Origin of the sequence: Saccharopolyspora shandongensis, assembly GCF_900106995.1 — a bacterium.
In the GTDB taxonomy this organism is placed as follows: Bacteria; Actinomycetota; Actinomycetes; order Mycobacteriales; family Pseudonocardiaceae; genus Saccharopolyspora; species Saccharopolyspora shandongensis.
This window is the reverse complement of the sequence record NZ_FNOK01000030.1, coordinates 13,291-30,824: the sequence shown is the minus strand read 5'-3', so window position 1 is coordinate 30,824 and position 17,534 is coordinate 13,291. Positions and strand designations below refer to the sequence as shown.

General features: G+C 70.5%; 11 protein-coding genes. 1 reads left to right on the top strand and 10 read right to left on the bottom strand.

Features of this window, described 5'->3' with window-relative positions; genetic code table 11:
• Position 1: 1 nt before the first annotated feature.
• The 8 genes from eccD to BLW84_RS27295 all read right to left on the bottom strand — a co-directional run bounded on the left by eccD (position 2) and on the right by BLW84_RS27295 (position 12,597).
• Complete coding sequence (gene eccD, locus BLW84_RS27330; protein ID WP_093270809.1) at positions 2-1,417, bottom strand: type VII secretion integral membrane protein EccD; 1,416 nt, start codon at positions 1,415-1,417, stop codon at positions 2-4.
• 37 nt (positions 1,418-1,454) lie between these two features.
• Positions 1,455-5,432 carry a type VII secretion protein EccCa gene (eccCa, locus tag BLW84_RS27325; RefSeq protein WP_093270807.1) on the bottom strand — a complete coding sequence of 1,326 codons (3,978 nt, stop codon included), beginning with the start codon at positions 5,430-5,432 and terminating at the stop codon, positions 1,455-1,457.
• Between the two features lie 37 nt (positions 5,433-5,469).
• The gene (locus BLW84_RS27320) at positions 5,470-8,274 is read right to left on the bottom strand and encodes a hypothetical protein (RefSeq protein WP_093270804.1); all 2,805 of its coding nucleotides are present in this window, start codon (positions 8,272-8,274) and stop codon (positions 5,470-5,472) included.
• Between the two features lie 87 nt (positions 8,275-8,361).
• The gene (locus BLW84_RS27315) at positions 8,362-8,949 is read right to left on the bottom strand and encodes a hypothetical protein (RefSeq protein WP_093270801.1); all 588 of its coding nucleotides are present in this window, start codon (positions 8,947-8,949) and stop codon (positions 8,362-8,364) included.
• Positions 8,950-9,048: 99 nt separating this feature from the next.
• Positions 9,049-9,339 (bottom strand): WXG100 family type VII secretion target, encoded by a 291-nt coding sequence (locus BLW84_RS27310; protein ID WP_093270798.1) that lies wholly within the window; start codon positions 9,337-9,339, stop codon positions 9,049-9,051.
• A gap of 33 nt (positions 9,340-9,372) precedes the next feature.
• The gene (locus tag BLW84_RS27305; protein WP_281247454.1) at positions 9,373-9,687 is read right to left on the bottom strand and encodes a WXG100 family type VII secretion target; all 315 of its coding nucleotides are present in this window, start codon (positions 9,685-9,687) and stop codon (positions 9,373-9,375) included.
• Between the two features lie 328 nt (positions 9,688-10,015).
• Complete coding sequence (locus BLW84_RS27300) at positions 10,016-11,158, bottom strand: aldo/keto reductase (protein ID WP_245761413.1); 1,143 nt, start codon at positions 11,156-11,158, stop codon at positions 10,016-10,018.
• Positions 11,155-12,597, bottom strand: coding sequence for an aldehyde dehydrogenase (locus tag BLW84_RS27295; protein WP_093270790.1), 1,443 nt, complete (start codon positions 12,595-12,597; stop codon positions 11,155-11,157). The genes BLW84_RS27300 and BLW84_RS27295 overlap by 4 nt, the downstream gene beginning before the upstream one ends.
• A 128-nt stretch (positions 12,598-12,725) precedes the next feature.
• Between BLW84_RS27295 and BLW84_RS27290 the strand changes: the two genes are divergently transcribed.
• On the top strand, positions 12,726-13,268 hold the full coding sequence (locus BLW84_RS27290) for a TetR/AcrR family transcriptional regulator (RefSeq protein WP_218157488.1): 543 nt from the start codon (positions 12,726-12,728) through the stop codon (positions 13,266-13,268).
• A 142-nt stretch (positions 13,269-13,410) separates the two neighbouring features.
• Here the strand turns inward: BLW84_RS27290 and BLW84_RS27285 are convergent, their stop codons facing one another.
• Both BLW84_RS27285 and BLW84_RS27280 read right to left on the bottom strand, forming a co-directional pair.
• On the bottom strand, positions 13,411-14,202 hold the full coding sequence (locus BLW84_RS27285; protein WP_093270786.1) for a helix-turn-helix transcriptional regulator: 792 nt from the start codon (positions 14,200-14,202) through the stop codon (positions 13,411-13,413).
• A 527-nt stretch (positions 14,203-14,729) separates the two neighbouring features.
• Positions 14,730-17,198 carry an AfsR/SARP family transcriptional regulator gene (locus tag BLW84_RS27280; RefSeq protein WP_245761412.1) on the bottom strand — a complete coding sequence of 823 codons (2,469 nt, stop codon included), beginning with the start codon at positions 17,196-17,198 and terminating at the stop codon, positions 14,730-14,732.
• Positions 17,199-17,534: the final 336 nt, after the last annotated feature.

Sequence of the window (17,534 nt, the reverse complement as noted above, 5' to 3'; positions counted from 1 at the left end):
CTCACCCGGCCAATCCGCGCGCCCACGCGAAGACGCCGAGGATCTGCAGCAGCACCGGGATGGTGGCTGCGGCGACGATCGACTCCGTCCACTGCGCACGTTGCACCCAAACCGGCACGAGCCGCCTGGTCGGCGGCCGCAGCACGGCGAAGATCAGCGCGATCAGGGTGACCGCCAGCGCGGAGAGCGCGACGATGCGCCAGCCCAACGACAGCGATCCGCCGTAGGTCAGGAAGAACTGGGCCCAGCCGAGAGCGCCGGCCGTGACGAGCGCGATCCGCTGCCAGGCGCTCGGGAATCCGGCGCACCGCACCAGCGAGGAGGTGGCGACCAGCAACCCGAGCGTCGTCGGCGCCCAGCCCGGCGCGCCGAACAACGCCGGGTAGCCGAAGGTGAAGACCATCGCCGCGGTGACCGTGAACACCGTCAGGTAGCGATCGGCGTTCTTGGTGCGTTCGACGACCAGCTCCGCGTCGAGCGGATCGACGTCGTCCTGGAGCTCCCCGGCCGTGCGCGGCAGCTGCGGGCCGCGCAGCCGCGCCATCCGGATCACCAGCCGCGGCACGCCGATCAGCAGGATCAGGGCGATCGTCGAGCAGACGCCCGCGGTACTCGCCGACGCCATCGCCAGGCCGAGGTGGAGCTGCATGGTGAGGAACGCGGTGCATCCCCCGGCCAGCAGAACCCCGATCGGCACCAGCGGCAGCGCGGGCGACCAGAGCCGGCCGGCGCCGAGGAGCGCGGCCGACGCGACGGCCGCGGCCAGGCCGCCCACCGCGACCGAACCGGGGCGCAGCTCCAGCGCCGCGGTGACCCCGCCGGGAACGATGGCTCCGGCGAAGCCGATCAGCACCAGGCCCGGCACCGCGAGCACCAACGCCAGTGCCTGGTCCGCAGTCTTGCGCGAGATCGGCACGGCGGCGCCCGCCAGCAACACGCCGAGCACCGACGACGTGATCGCGGATGTCGCGGAGGATTCCGCCACGACGGCCAGCGCGGCCATCAGGGCGATCGTGCCGACGCCCAGGACCAGGAACGCCCAGCGGCTGAACTCGGGGCGCCAGCGGTCCCGCTGCCTGCCGACCGCCGTGGCCATCCCGTCGGCGACGTCGTCGAACGCCAGCTCCGGCAACCGGTTGACCGCGGGCCGGAGGTAGAACGTCTCGCCCTCCAGCCATTCCAGGCTATCCGCGGTTCCCTCGGGGTCGAACGGCGGCTCGCCGAGCCGCTGCAGCACCCAGGAGCGCTCTCCGGTCACCTCGACGCCGGAGACGACGTGGTCGCTCGCGGCCGTCGTGTGCTCCAGCAGCACCGGCAGGAGTCCTGCCACCGGGACCGAGACGGGGACGGCGAGATCGGCCCGGCCCGCCGGGCCGAACACGGTGATGCGGCAGAGCTCCGTCTGCGCACTGGTCATAACGGTTTCCTCTTGCTATTGCTGTTGTTCGTCTCGATCACCGCGTCGCGCCACCGGGCTGCGACGCGACCGGCGCGGATGCGTGCGCCATCTGGACCAGGCGGACGCCCTTGCGGGTGACCAGCTGCGCTCGGCCGGCGACCAGCTTCCGCGGCACCGCCTCGCCGAGGAACTTGCCTTCCTCCTTGGGGTAGGAGAAGACGACGCCGGGCGTCCCGAGTTCCCACATCCGCCGGATCACCGGGTCGCTGAGCGCCCGCATCGCGCCGGAGGTGCTGCGCGCGACGATCAGGTGGAGTCCGATGTGGACGCCCTGGGCCAGCATCGGCAGCAGCGCGTCCAGCGGCGACTGCCCCATCCCCAGCCCGAAGAGCTCGTAGTCGTCGACGACGAGGAAGAACTGCGGCCCCTCCCACCAGTCGCGCCGGCGCAGCCGGTCCAGGCCGATGTCCTCGCCCGGCACCCGGCGGGACATCGAGATGGCGGCCTTCGCGGTGAGGTCCTTCAGCGTGTCGCCGGTGATGGCGTAGCCGACCCGGTACGCCTCGGGCACCGCCGTGTCGAGCTGCCGGTTGGGGTCGCCGAGCAGGATCTTCGCCTGGTCCGGCCGGTAGCGCGCCATGATCGACTGCAGGACCACGCGGAGCGCGTTGGTCTTGCCCGTCTCGCTGTCCCCGAACACCAGCAGGTGCGGCGTCTGCTCGAAGTCGTGCCAGACCGGCTGCAGCCGTTGTTCGTCGAGGCCGATGCAGATCCGGACGTCGCGCTCCGGCCGGGGCAGTTCACCGAGCGGCACTACGGCGGGCAGCATCCGCACGGGCGGCGCCGGGCGCCCCGGCCAGAAGGTCGCGGCCTCCTCCGCCAGCGCCTTCGTCGCGGATGCCAGGTCGTCCGTGGCGGAGCTGCCGTCCATCCGCGGCAGGGCGGCCAGGAAGTGCATCCCGCTGAGGGTGAGGCCGCGGCCGGGCTGAGCGGGCACGGTCTGCGCCTTGCGCGAGCCGATCTCGGACTCCATCGGGTCGCCCAGCCGCAGCTCGAACTTGCTGCCGATGACGTCGCGCAGCGCCGGCCGGATCTCCGACCAGCGGGCGGCGCCCACCACCACGTGGATGCCGAAGGACAGGCCCCGCGCCGCCAGCTCGTTGATGCGCGCCTCGAGCTCGCCGAAGTCCTGGCGGATGGTGTACCAGCCGTCGACGATCAGGAAGACGTCGCCATACGGATCGGTGATCTCCCCGGTGCGCCGCAGGTTCCGGTACGCCGCCATGGATTCCAGCCCGCGGGCGGCGAACACGGACTCGCGGTGCTCCATCAGCTGCAGCAGCTCCGCGATGGTGCGGACCACGCGGTCGTGCTCCATGCGGGTCGCGATGGATCCGACGTGCGGCAGCCCCGCGATCGACATGATGCCGCCGCCCCCGAAGTCGAGGCCGTAGAACTGCACCTCCCACGGCGTGTGGGTCATCGCCAGGGAGAGCACCAAGGTCCGCAGCAGCGTCGACTTCCCGGACTGCGGCGCGCCCACGACGGCGACGTGGCCGTCGGCGGCGGAGAGGTTCGCGACCAGCAGCTCGCGCACCTGCTCGTAGGGCCGGTCGATCAGGCCGATCGGGGCGCGCAGCCTGCCCTGCATGGCCGGATCCTCGACGTTCATGCCGCGGAACTGGCCGGGCAGCACGCTGGGCAGCAGGGAATCCAGGCTCGGCGACTCCGCCAGCGGCGGCAGCCACACCTGGCGCGCGGCGGGCCCGGCGCCCGCCAGCCTGCCGATGAACGCCTCGGCGAGGCTGATCGAGCTCGACTGCGCGTCGGTCTCGACGACCTCCGCCACGTCGTCCACCGGGGTGAGCTGGCGGACCGGGCGCGCGTGCGTGACGAAGGGGACGACTTCCTGGACCGCCTTCTCGAATTCGCCGGCGGCCGCGTCCACCTTCGGCAGCGGCGCCGGGCCGGACACGTAGGCGCCCTTGAACCGGACCAGGTTCGTCGTGTCGATCTTGAGGAAGCCGTTGCCCGGCTCGGTGGGCAGCTCGTAGGCGTTCGCCACGCCGATGACGTTGCGCGACTCCATCGAGGAGAACGTGCGCAGTGCGACCCGGTACGACAGGTGGCCCTCGACCCGGTGGATGCGGCCCTCGTCGAGGCGTTGGGAGGCGAGCAGCAGGTGCACGCCGAGGCTGCGCCCCAGCCGGCCGACGGAGACGAACAGGTCCATGAACTCCGGCTTGCTCGCCAGCAGCTCGGAGAACTCGTCCACGACCAGGAACAGCGTCGGGAACGGCGCGAGCGCCTCCCCCGCGGCCCTGGCCTTCTCGTACTCGAACAGCGACGGGTAGCCGCTTTCCCGCAGAAGTTCCTGGCGGCGGATCATCTCGCCGTTGAGGGAGTCCTGCATGCGGTCGACCAGCGGCAGCTCGTCCGCCAGGTTGGTGATCACCGCGGAGGTGTGCGGCAGCCGGTCCATGCCGAGGAACGTCGCGCCGCCCTTGAAGTCGACCAGGACGAAGTTCAGGATCTCCGACGAATGCGTGGCGGCCAGGCCCAGCACGAGGGTCCGCAGCAGCTCGCTCTTGCCGGAACCGGTGGCGCCGATGAGCATGCCGTGCGGGCCCATCCCGCCCTGCGCCGACTCCTTGAGGTCGAGCTCGACGACCTCGCCTTCCTCGGTGACGCCGATCGGCACCGACATGCGGGCCCGCTGGGCATTGCGGGGCCGCCACAGCTGCTGGACGTCGAAGGTGTTCACGTCGCGGATCCCGAGCAGGGTGGTCAGCTCGAAGTCGGATTCCAGCGGCCGCTCGACCAGTTCCACGGTGCCGCTGGTCCGCTTGGGAGCGAGCCGCCGGGCCAGCACCTCCGCCTCGACCAGGCTCAACTCGTCGCGCGAGGCGACACCGGTCCCGTCCCCGGAGGGGAACTCGACCCCGTCCTCGGTCGCGGTCAGGCGGAGCACCTTGGCGCCACCGGGCAGCATGCCGGTGATGTCCAGCAGGACCACGTTGCGCAGTCCCACGTCGAGCAGGCGCGAGGACTCGGGGATGGTCGCCAGGTGGGCGATGACCACGACGAACGGCTCGGCGTTGCTGGGCGCGGTGGCCTTGTCGTGCGGGCCGCGGTCGGTGACGTCCTTGCCGAGCAGGTCCATCAGCTCGTCGTGGTCGCACGCGAGCATCCGGACCGGGCCCGCGTCGTCCCGCGCCGAGTGGTGCGTGTTGTGCGGCAGCCACTTGACCCAGTCCCATTCGGACCGGCAGTCCTCGGCGGTGAGCACCGCGATGCGCAACTCGTCCGGGGCGTGGAAGGTCACGAGCTGCGCGATCGCGGCGCGCGCCAGCCCCAGCGCGCCGTCGACGTCGCCCGCGAACTCGACGCTGGTGAAGCTGCGCAGCCCGACCGCGACCGGGATGCCCGACACCGTGCGGTAGGTCTCGCTGAACCGGCGCAGCGAGATCGCCGCGAGCGGTTCGAGGTCCTCGATCGGCTTGGTGGTCGGCGGGAGCAGTTCCAGCGCGGCCTGCTGGGCGCCGAGACCGATGCGCACGCGGCCGAAGTCGTCGTGGCCCGCCCGGCGCTCCCACAGCCGGGAGCCGCCCGCGACGTACCAGAGCCACCCCGGCTCGGGGTTGTTCCAGAGCACCGCCGCCCGCTGCTCGTCGGCAGTGGTGCGGGTGCGGGTGCGCAGCTGCCCGATGTAGCGGAGGTAGTCGCGGCGCTCGGCGGCCATCTTGCGCTTGCGCTCGCCGGCGGCCCTGCCGAGCTGGCCGAGCCCCATGCTGATCATGGCGACGCCCATGCCGCCGCCGATGACGTAGGTGAACGGCGAACTGCCGCCGGCGCCCGAGAACGCCAGGACCGTCACCAGCGAGCCGATGCCCATCGGCAGGAACCCCAGCATCGATGCGAAGTCCCGGGTCGCGGGCTCGGCGAGCACCGGGGGCTCCTGCAGCTCGATCTGCCCCTGCGGCATCTCGGGCCCGGTGGCCCTGGGGGGACGTTTGACCGTCACGGTCGTCATCAGACGATCTCCATCCGGTGGAGCGCGATTTCGGTGATCATTCGAGGACTCCCGTGGCCCGGGCGGCGCCGGAACCGCCCCACGACGAATCGCTCGCGTTGAGCAGGTCGGCCGCGGACCGCTCCGCCTGCTCGGCGTCGGTCTCTTCGTCCTCTTCCTCGGGTTCGTCGTGCAGCGAAGCCAGGTACGCCTCGCGTTCCTCGGGCGGGACCGAGTACTCGTCGCCGCACGACGGCGGGGGTTCCCAGGAGTCGACGATCGTGGTCGCCTCGCCCGGCTTCTTGCGCCGGTAGGTGGCGTGCCCGGTCGGCTCGGGTTCCGGGCCGACCGGTTCGGCCGCCTTCGGCGTGACGGCCGGGAAGTCGTCGCCCCAGCCGGCCGGGCCGGAACTCACCACGGCCGGTGGCAGCGGCGCGGCGGGCAGCACGAGGTCTTTCGCGCCGGTGTCCCACGCCTTGGTGTCCCGGACGGCTTCCGCCGCCCGGACCACCACCACCGAGTCGATGCCGGGCACCGGGAACGCACGATCAGAGTCCCGGTCCGGGGTCGGCTCGGGCGGCCGGGTTCGCGGCGCGTCACCACTGGAGTTCGCACCGTTTCGCGGCGCGGCGGCAGGCGTCATCGCGCCGGCCGCGGTCGCTGCGCCGGCGACGAGCGCCGCGGCGGTCGTCGGCGCGCTCGCGTCCGGCGAAACGACATCGGAGCGCGCAGCCCATCCTTCGGGCGCGGCGGCCGGGGGAAGGCTGATCTCCCAGGGTTCGTCACCCGGCTCGTTGCCGGACGTGACCGCCCAGCCCGCAGGCGGCGCCGCTGGGACGGCACTCACCTCTGCCTCGCGCGGGGCCGCGGTGGCCCGCTCACCGGCGTCCTCTTCGGTCTCGGAGTCCACATCAGACACCGATGTGACCGGCGGCCCAACCGGGGCGGAAAGCATTGGCGTGACGGCCTCTTCCTCCGCATCGGCGGGCACGGGATCGGCGGCGTTCGCCCAGGACTCCGGCTTCGACGACGGCGCGTAGTCGGCGTCGATCTCGCTGACGTCGTCCGCACCGGAAAGCCACGGCTCGGTCTCCCCACCGAGCAGGCCCGCCGCGTCCGGGCGGTCGGCCGCCGAAGGCTGACCACCGCCACCGGCACCCGGCGGCACCATCGGCGGCTGGAAACCCGCACCAGGAGCCTGATTCCCCGGCGCACCCTGCGCGTTCGCCGGTGGCGCCGCCCATTCCTCCGGCTTCGCCGCAGCGGACGGCACCTCGCTGGGCCCGCCCACGGACGGCGGCGTCACACCCTCCCACGGCGCGGTCTCCCCGCCGAGCAGGCCCGCCGCGTCCGGGCGGTCGGCCGCCGCGGGCTGACCGCCGCCCGCGCCCGGCGGCGCCGCCGGTGGCGGCACGCCGGGTCCACTTTGGCCCGTCCCGGAACCGCTCCTCGGCGCCTGCCATTCGGCGCCGTTGGGCACCGGCGGCTTGACCGCGTTGCCGTGCGGGTTTCCGGCACCCGCCTCGGTGCCGGGAGGAGCGGACACGTTCAGCGGCGCGGGTGGCTTCAGCCCCGTCCCGGTACCGCTGCCGCCACCGGACTTGACGGGCGGTGGCACGTTCACGGGCTTGGGCGCGTTGTTACCGCCGGTTCCAGGCGGTGCGTTCACCGAGGGCGGCTTCGGAGCGTTGGAACCACCGGAACCCGGCGGCGGGGGCACGCTGACCGACGGCGGCTTGGGCGCGTTGTTACCGCCGGTTCCAGGCGGTGCGTTCACCGAGGGCGGCTTCGGAGCGTTGGAACCACCGGAACCCGGCGGCGGGGGCACGCTGACCGACGGCGGTTTGGGCGCGTTGGAACCGCCAGTTCCAGGCGGTGCGTTCACCGACGGCGGCTTCGGAACGTTGGAACCACCAGTTCCGGGCGGCGCATCGACGGACGGCGGCTTCGCCGCGAAGTTGCCCGCTCCGGTGCCCGGGGGCTTGGGCGCGTTCACCGACGGTGGAGACTTGGGGCCGCCTCCGCCGGTAGGCCCTCCTCCACTATTGGGGCCGCCCCCGGGCGGCGGCGCGTCGACGGACGGCGGCTTCTTCGCCGTGTCGCCGCCGCCCGGAGGCGGGTCCGTCAGGTTCGGCGGAGGTTTGGAACCGCCGGAGTCGTTGTCGCCGAGCTTCGGGTCCTTCTTGAAGTCGAAGTCGGCCGGGTTCGGCGGCGTGACCTTGTCGGTGTTGAGGATGTACTGGCCCGCGAGGATCCGGACGACCTTCTTCATGTCGTCGCCCATTTGCGTCACGAGTTCGGGGTAGTCCGAGATCCGCGCGAGACCGTTGCCCATCTTGGTGCCGTTGGTGGCGACCCAGCTCGCGTAGTAGCCGTCGATCCAGTCGATCGTGTCCTTGGCCCACTGGAGGTAGTTCCCGCTCGTCCACAGTTGACTCGGCACGTTGTTCGTGCCGACGGCCTCGCCGCCGTTGATCTGCTCGGCCTTGGACTTCAGCTTCGCCGCGAACAGCAGCGTCATCGAGCGGAACGCATCGGCGGCTCCGCTCTTCCACGCACCGTTCTCCCCCGCGAGCGCCTCGCTCTGCATCTTGATGTTTTCGGCGAGGTAGTCCAGCCCCGCGCGGGCGCGGTTGATGACGACGGAGGCGTAGCGGAGCGAGTCGGGGTCCGAAAACGGCGTGCTGTGCGGGATGCCGTCCGAGGGCACGGCGGCGTAGCCGACGATGGCCGCCTTGATCTGCTTCCAGTCCCAGGACTCGAAGTCCTTGTTGTCGGACAGGTTCGCGCCGGGGTCCGCGAGGACCCCGCCCTTCGGGCCGAGCTTGAACCCGTCCTTGTTGTACTTGTCGTCGTCAGCCATCGCCATCCATACCGTGACTCGGGCAGGGCACCCCAACGGCCCGCTACGTCTTGCCCGTCTCCGCCGATCCCCGGTCGCCGGGGTGCATCAACCGGTGGCGCCGAGCGTGAGGCCGTCGACCTTCGCCTTCACGCCACTCACCATCTGCTTGAACTCCTGAGCGTCGAACTCGCTCAGCTCATGGGCGTTCTTGTACTTCTTCGCGATCTCGCGGCACCTGGCGACGACCTCCTTGATGATCGTCTGCGCCTCGGTGTAGACCGTGCGGATCGAGGCGAGCAGGGATGCGCCGCCCTCCTGGCTGCCGCCGCCGAACACCTTCGCCTTGAGGTTGTTGCCGGCGCCGAAGTTGCCCGGGCCGAACCCCTTGGCCTCCAGGTCGTCCAGCTCCCTGAGCACGGTCGTGATGACCGGGAGCAGCGCCTCGATGTTGTTCGCGTAGACCTTGATCGCCTCGACGTCGATGACGTTGACGTCCTTGCCGGGGTGCTCGTTGCCGCCCGGAACCTTCGGCGGGGCCGGGAACGGCGGATACGCGCCCTTGTTGACGTCCCACGGGTCGCCGCCGTCGGCGTTGCCGGTGTCCGGCGTCCAGTTGCCGTCCGGCTTCGGCGGCTTGTCGCCGTTGTCGGTCGGCGAGACGTCCTTGTCGTCGTCGGTGCCGATTATGCTCATTACTCATGCCTCATTCGGTATTCCCCGGGGCCGGCCGGGCGGATTCGCCCGGCCGGCCGGACGGGCGCGCCGCCTGATCGGTGACTCGCGACCGCACCATCACCACATGCCCGTGACGCTGTCGTCCGCGGCGTTGAGCCGGCGGGTGATTTCGGCGAGCTTCTCGGCGGCGTGGCTGAGGGACACCGGCATGGTGTCCGCGGCTGCGTCCCAGCGGCCCTTGGCCGCCGCGTACGCCGTCTTCGCGTCCGCCGTCCAGTTGTTGAGGTGCTCGGTCACCTCGGCGTCCAGGTCGCCGAGTTCCTTCTTGATGGTGGTCCCGGCGTCCTGCATGGCGTCGGTGACGCTGTTGTTGTCGACGGCGCTGTACGTGTAGGTGGGCTGTCCCATTTCGTGATCCCTTCGAACGGGTCGGTCGACCGGTCAGAGCCCGGTGAGGCCGGTGGCGGACTGGCTGCGGATGAAGGTGGCGGCCTCGTCGGCCACGTTGGTGGCGTCGCGGTGGCCGCGCTCGTAGTCGTCGGCGCTGTCGCGCATCTTGCGGGCCATGGCTTCGAGCTCGTTGATGACCGTGTCGGCGTTCTGGTACCACTCGGTCATCGCGCCGCGGTAGGCATCGGCGGCGGTGCCGGTGAAGGAGCTGAGCCGCCCGACGGCATCCTCGACCTCTGCCTTCTGCGCCTTCGCCCGCCCCGCGGACACATCCATTCGGTCCGCGGCCTCACGCATGCGAACCACGTCGACTGAATTCGTACCCTGGCCAATTCCCACTTCGCGTTCTCCCTGATCGATTTTCGGCGGAGTGCGGTCAACGCCGATGGCGAAAGGACGAGCAGTCCGATGAAGTCATCCGATGCAGACGGATCAGATGACCGCGATTTCCCAGCAATGGGTGATTCACCTGTTCGGACGATATCGACGGCGGCGTCGATCATGCAATGCGGAATTCCCAATAGTGCTACCGATAGCACTTAAGTGCATCGGCCCCACCGCAGGGAACCCGGATCACGAAGGCGGGCGCCTACGGCGAATCGTCCGACTTGCGCCGAACGGGTGGCTCGATCGCTTACGACTCGCTGTCGGTTCGAGCGACGTTCAAGGCGCCGTAGCGGCCGCCCTTGACCTGCGCAGGATCGAAGATCCCGGCGAGGTACGCGACATCGTCGGCGCTCAGCGGCACGGACGTGGCTTCGGAGTTCTCGCGGACGCGCGCCATGCGCCTGGCGCCGGGGATCGGCACGATGTCGTGCGGCTGGGCGAGCAACCAGGCGAGCGCCACCTGGCCCGGGGTGTGCTGCCTGCTGGCGCAGAATTCCCTGAGGGCATCGACCAACCGCATGTTGTGTTCGAAGTTCTCGCCCTGGAACTTGGGCAGGGTGGAACGGAAGTCGTCGATACCGAACGCGGCGCCGCGGCGGAAGCCGCCCGCCAACATGCCTCGCCCCAGGGGGCTGTAGGGCACGAGCGTGATGCCCAGCCGGCGGCACTGCGGCAGCACCTCGGCCTCGATCCCCCGCTCCCACAACGAATATTCGCTCTGCAGCGCCGAGATCGGGTGGACCGCGGCGGCACGCCGGAGGACCTCCGAGTCGACCTCGCTCAGCCCCAGCGCCCTGACCTTGCCCTCGGCGACGAGTTCCGCCATGGCTCCGACGGTGTCTTCGACGGGAACGCGGGGATCCAGCCGATGGTAGTAGTACAGGTCGATCCAGTCCGTCCCGAGGCGCCGCAGGCTGGCCTCGCAAGCGGCTTTCACGTACCCGGGGCTCCCGTCGAAGACGCTCGTGCCCTCGGGCGTGGGGCGTGCGGAGAACTTGGTCGCCAGGACGACCCTCTCCCGCCGTCCCTTCAGAGCCCGGCCGAGCAAGCCTTCGTTGTGGCCGAATCCCGGTACCGGATGGCCTGGGGTCGCGCTGCCCGCCCCGTAGTAGTCGGACGTGTCGAGGAAGTCCACGCCCCACTCGATCGCATCGCGGATCGTGGCGACCGAGGCGTCGGGATCGGCAGAACCGTAGAACTGCGACATCCCCATGAGTCCGAGACCGATCGGGCGCACGGACAGATCGGAGTTCCCCAGTCGGACGCGCGCCACTCGTGACCGTTTCTCCACGCTTTGCATGTGCGGTTCGCCCTTCTGCGTAGCAAGTTTCCATGCCGAGCGGCCATTGGAGGCCGCGGGGATGCGTGCCGCTCGCTGCGAAGCGGTCACAGGGTGATGGTCTTGTGCTCGACGTACTGGGCCAGCCCGACCGCGCCGTACTCGCGGCCGATGCCGCTGTTCTTGAAACCGCCGAAGGGACCGTCGAAGCCGACCGATGCGCCGTTCACGGTGACCGTGCCGGTCCGCATCCGGCGCGCGATGGCGAGGGCGTGGGCCTCGTCGGCGGACCACACCCCGCCCGAGAGCCCGTACTCGGAGTCGTTGGCGATGCGCACGGCGTCGTCTTCGTCGTCGTAGGCGATGACGACGAGAACCGGCCCGAAGATCTCTTCCCGCGCGATCCTCATCGAGTTGTCGACGTCGGCGAACACGGTCGGGGTGACGTAGTAGCCGTTCTCGAGCCCTTGCGGCACCTGGGGGCCGCCGGTCACCAGCCGGGCGCCCTCGGCGATGCCGAGCTCGATGTAGTCGCGGACGCGCTGCTGCTGGTCGCGGCGGACCATCGGGCCGATGAACGTACCGGCGGCGTTCGGATCGCCGACCTCAAGCGATTCCACGAGTTCCTGGACAGCCGCGACGACTTCCTCGTACCGGCTGCGCGGCGCGAGGATCCGGGTGTGCGCGATGCACGACTCACCGTTGTTGAGCAGGGAGGCGAACTTCAGGCCCTGCACGGCCCGGTCCAGATCGGCGTCGGGCAGGATGATCGCGGCGGACTTGCCGCCCAGTTCCAGGCTGACGCGCTTCAGCTGCTCCCCCGCGATCGAGGCGATCCGGCGGCCGGCCGCGGTCGAGCCGGTGAACGAGATCTTGTCGACACCGGGGTGCGACACCAGGTGTTCGCTGGTCTCCCGGTCCGCGGGCAGGACGCTGATCACCCCCTCCGGCAAACCCACCTGCTGCAGCAGGTCGGCGAGCAATCCCATGCTCAGCGAGTTCTCCGGGGATGCCTTGAGGATGACCGCATTTCCGGCGAGGAGCGCGGGGATGATCTTGGCGTACGCGGCCGAGTAGGGCGAGTTCCACGGGATGACGGCGGCCACGACGCCGACGGGCTCGCGGCGAACCAGGCTGCGCGCGGTCGAGTCGGGGTCGGAGGACTCCAGCTCTTCCTCCCAGCCGAACTCCTCCGCCGCCTTCAGGTAGGCGTTGGCCTGCCGGGTGAGTCCGGACTGCCCGGCCAGCGTGAACCACCGGGCCGAGCCGTTCTCGGCGGCGATGAGGGTGGCGATCTTCTCGGCGTTGGCCTCGCGGAGTGCATTGAACCGCCGGATGACGGCGATGCGCTCCGCCGGCGGCGTGCTGGGCCAGGGGCCTTCGTCGAAGGCGGCGCGGGCGGCGAGCACGGCGCGATCCACGTCGGCGGGCTGGGCCTGGGCGGCGCGGCCGATGACCGCCTGGTCGTGCGGGGACAGGATGTTGAGCAGTTCAGGACTGCTTGGCGCGGCCCAGGAGCCCGCGATGAAGAGCCGGTCGTAGGTGATCACTTGATCTCTCCTCGGAGACAGAGGCATTTCCTCTAACTGTCACACTAATGTAGCACTTGTTTGGAAAATTGCCGCAACTGTGATGCTGTATACGATGTAGGTTCCACATGGGCTCTATGCTGCATCTCGTGAGGGCCGATGCAGCGCGCAACCTGGAAGCCGTTCTTACGACCGGAGCACGCATGCTCGCCGCCGACCCGGCCGCGGGTATCAGCGCCATCGCCGCGGAGGCCGGCGTCGACCGACGCACCGTCTACCGGCGATTCGCCTCCCGCGAGGAGCTGCTGGCGGCGATCTACGAGGCCCGTCTCGAAGCGATCGAGCAGGCCATCTCCGACGCCAGGCTGCGCGAGGCCCCCGTAGCCGTCGCCCTGCACCGGTACGTCGAAGGGATCATCGCCGTCAACCGCAAGTGGCCTGTGGAGCTCACCAGGATGCGGGCCGAGGAAACGATCCGCGAACGGCGCGAGCGCATGGGCCGAGAAGTCGATGCCTTTCTTCGGCGCGCCGAAGACGAGGGCCTGCTCCGCCCCGGCCTCCCGGACGAATGGGCGAGTTCACTGCTTCCACAGCTGATGCACCTCGGTTCTCAGCGGCTGCCTCACCTCAATGCCGCGCAGGCTGCCGACGTGGTCGTCGACACTCTGCTGCGCGGGATCGGCGAGCCGTGACGCGAGCGATCGCGATCCGTCCCGTCCGCCGCTGGAGCAATGCCGCGGCCGAGCGGTCCTACGGATCAGGTTCCCAGTCGGCTCCGGCCTCCCGGCAGCGGACGCGAGCCGCATACAAAAGAAATACGAAACGTTGACGGCGCTAGATCACACCGGCCCGCAATGCGTAGGAAACCGCGTGCGTGCGATTGCGGAGCCCGAGGCGCCGCGTCAGGTCCTGGACGATCTTCTTTATCGTGCGCTCGGAGAGCCTGAGCTGGACGGCGACGTAGCCCGTGTCGTGCCCGTCGGCGAACATCCGGAGCACGTCCAGCTCCCGGTCCGTCAGCCCGGCCTCGACGAGCACCGGAGGCACCCGGCGCGCGGCCTGGTGGAACTCCCTGGCCTCTTCCAGCAGCCGGCGGACCACCCTCTTGGGCATCACCGCCTCACCCCTGCCGCTGGCGACCACGGCCCGCACGATCAGGTGGGGCGCGATCGCCGCACGCGGCAGGATGCTCACCACGCCGCAGCCCACGATCCTGGAGAGCTGCGATTCCCGCATCGGGTCGGAGATCAGCACCATGCGCTGCCGCGAGTTCTCCGCCTGCGCCGCGACCTTCTCCATCTGCAGCAGGAGCGCGTCGTCGACCCTGGTGGCCACCACCACCACGACGTCCGCCTCCGCATGCCTCTTCAACGGCAGCACCCGGACTTCGGGTGCTTCGCTCAGGGCGCGCAGGAAGCGCACCCCATCGCTGAGATCATCGGCGAAGACCGACACGGTGATCCCGTCATCGGCGTGCCCGCCGAGGGCTTCGGCCGCGCCGCTGCCCGCGCCGCGCCCCTCCCTCGGCAGCAGACCGACCACCAAGTCCGGATTTCCCAGCGCAGTCCGCGCGTCGACGCCCACGATCGCCCTTTCTCTGCGGTAGTTCGGACCCAAGTCGATCACCGCGCTGTCTACATCTCGCCGACAGCGCGGGGACGACGCCGTTCGGCACCACGAAGTTCGCGGCCACCACCCGCGCTCCCCATCGCGCACGTCCCCGGCCACTGCGATCCTGCGAGCAGAAGTTCGTGCAAAGTGGACATGGTCGGCATGTCGTCGGGGCCCGCGCGTTGCTGTCGCCGGGCGGATCCAGCGGCGTTCGATCGTGATGTGTTCGCCCACACCGCAACGCTAATCAGCGACCGCACCGCCCGGCATCCGTCGCGTGACGTCAGCCGTGTACGTCGCCGCCCTCCGGCGCGCGTTCCGGAGGGGCGGGACGAGGCGCCCCGGGGGATTAGGGCGCCTCGTCCCCCGTGCCACACCGAGCGATTCGCGATGGTGTCGCGGCATTCGCTCGGGTGGCGAGACGACGATCCAGGCGGAACTCCACGATGCTATTCCGAAGCACGCCGACGATCGGTATACGTTCTTCGACGGCGTGATCGCGTTGCCACCGAAGGAATTCGCGGTTCGGCACACCGCAACGCTCAGCCCTGCCGGGCGAACAGGTTCAGGCGCCGCTGCGCCCACAGCTCTTCGTCCAGGTGCCGATCCCGCCACTCCCCGGGTGGCGGCGCCAGCCAGTCGTGGCCGAAGATCGAGTTCGGGTGGTCGGTCTCCACCTCGTGGTGGCCCAGGTACTCCAGCAACGGGCGCCAGAACTTCCCGTTGGACAGGACCAGGTACGAGGCCGCCAGCCCGGGCTCGTGCAGACAGCCGCGCATCAACCGCGCCTGGAAGGCGTCCGTGATGAAGGACGGTTCGGCTTCGCCTGCGGGGCAGAAGAGGTGCCGCGCGACCGAGACGTGCGCGCCGGCCGGCAGCTCCATCCGCCGGCTCACGTCCTGCCAGATCGCCTCGACGATCGGGTCTGCCGCGAGTTCTTCCGGCGCCGGTGCTGTGAGGAGCAGCCAGCTCATGAACGCTCGCAGCCGCTTCGTCCTGCGGTCCCGCAACAGGTGGAACGCGTTCGGTTGGCGCTCCAGCCAGAACCGGACGGAGGCCGCCGCGGACTCGCCGTGGTCCTCCCGCGCCATGGCGATAAGTTCCCCGTGGTCCGCGGAGGTCGCCGTCGACGCCTGCAAGTCCTCGTCGCCCGTGCCTGAAACGTACCGCGGCACGACCCCGCCCCGCCGGCGCAGATGGGCGATCGTCCGCATCACCGCCACGCTCCCATGTGGATCGCGGACGTCGCGCAGGAGGCCGCCCATGACGTACTCGCGGATCCGCCGGTGCATCTGCTCGTAGCCGACCGGGTCGCGCCACCGCAGCTGGTATTCGAGCGATTCCCGCAGCACGCCGTTGATGTCCAGGCCGTGAGCGGCCGTCTCGACGAACGGCTGAGCCCGGAGCCAGTCGAACAACTCCTCCGCCTGGCCGTCCGGAACCACCGCCCGGAGCAGGTCCTCGGTGGTGTAGCGGGCGTGCGCGCACACGTGCAGCGCCCACCGGTGCGCGGCGGTCGGCGCGGGGCCTACCAGCAGCGCGATGACGTTGTCGACCACGTACCGCACGGCGTCGCGCCGCGACGGCTTCCCGGCGACCGGCAGGCTCCGGCCGACCTCGGCCGCGAGCGACAGTGCGAGGGGACTGCCCACTGCGAAGTCCACAATGGAGTCGCGGAGCTCCCGGGCGACGCCGCGGGCCTCGACCAGCGCGGCGGATTCCGCATCGCTGAGGGCTCCGAGGCAGCGGAGGGTGAACGTCCCGGACCAGGCCGGGTCGATGAGCCAGCCGGCGCTCGGCCCGGTCCGGCCCGCCACCACGACGATCGCCGCGCCCCGCAGCTTCCAGAGGTACTCGTCGCGCAACCAGTGTTCGAGGTCGCCGAACTCCTCGAAGGAGTCCAGGAGGAGCACCGGGCCGACAGCCGTCGAGAGCTCGTCGGCGACTTGTTCGAGGCGTTCCCGGCGCTCCGAAGCATCCAGGTCGTGCAGATGCCACACCTGGCGGCCCGAAGCACGTGCGTCGTCCGCGAACTTCCGCAGCAGCGTCGACTTTCCGATGCCGGCGGGACCGCAGACGAACAGCGGACCACTGCGCTCGCGGCCTTCGAGCATCGCCCGGAAAACCGCTCGTTCCGCATCCCGTCCGATGAACTGCCGGTCGAAGCCCCGGCCCGGCACTTGGCCGGAACGCGCCGTGTGCGACCCGGTTCGCGGGACGGCCGTCCCGTCGTGAACATCCGCGTCGGCCCGGAGGATCTTCTCGTGGATCGCCTGCAGCAGCGGCCCCGGGCCGACCCCCATCTCCTCGCTGAGCAGGTCGTAGACCGTCCGGTAGACCTCCAGGGCCTCGGCCCGCCGGCCGCTGCGGTACAGGGCGAGCAGGTAGATCTCGTACAGCGGCTCTTCGAGCCGGTTCTGCTCGATGAGCAACGGCACCTCGGCCACCACCTCGGCGTGCTCCCCCAGCTCCAGGCGGGTCCGCAGCAGCTCCTGGGTGGCGGTCAGCTTCAGCCGTTCCAGCCGCGACCGCTCCCGCTCGGCGGCGTCGCCGGGAACCCCGGCCAGCGCGGTCCCGGTCCACAGGTCGAGCGCGGCCGCCAGGTGGTCCGCCGCCGCCGAGACGTTCCCCGCCGTGTGCTCCCGCCTGGCGCTCTCGACCAGGTCGGCGAACTCGGCCGCGTCCAGCACGAACAGCGACGGGTCCAGCAGGTATCCCCCGGCCTGGGACCGGATCGCCGAGCCGAGCCCGTGCCCGGACAGCATCCGCCGCAGGCGGGAGATGTAGGTCCGGATGACGGCTTCGCCGGTGACCGGCGCCCGGTCTCCCCACAGGCCGTCGATCAGCTCGCCGACCTGCACGAACCTGCCGCTGTTGACCAGCAGCAGCATCAGGACGGCTTGTTGCTGCGGCGAGCCGAGGTCCAGCTCCGTGCCGTAGCAGTTCAGGCCGGGCGGGCCGAGAACGGTGAACCGGCAAGGAGGCGAGTCGGTGGACGCTCGTCCGATCACCAGTGGGGCCTTTCCTTCGCAAGAGTCGCGGCGGCCGACCCGGGTCGCGGGTCCGCAGCAGGGCACGCCCGAAGGTAGGCGGGCTCGGATCGCCATCGCGTGCGTCAAGCGACGCCGAGGGTGTACGTCGCCTCGGGCAGCGATGCGACCGGGCGTGCGCGATTCGGCGCGCCGCCCCGGTCCTTTCGGTGACCTCGCCACGACTTCTCGTGCCGGAGCCTTCCTAGCGCCTCGGCGCAGACAGCGGATAGACGTTCGGTAACAGGGGGCATCGGCGTTCGGCGCGCAACGGCGGAACCTAAAGTGTGCCGGTGTGTTCGACGCTGCACCCACAGT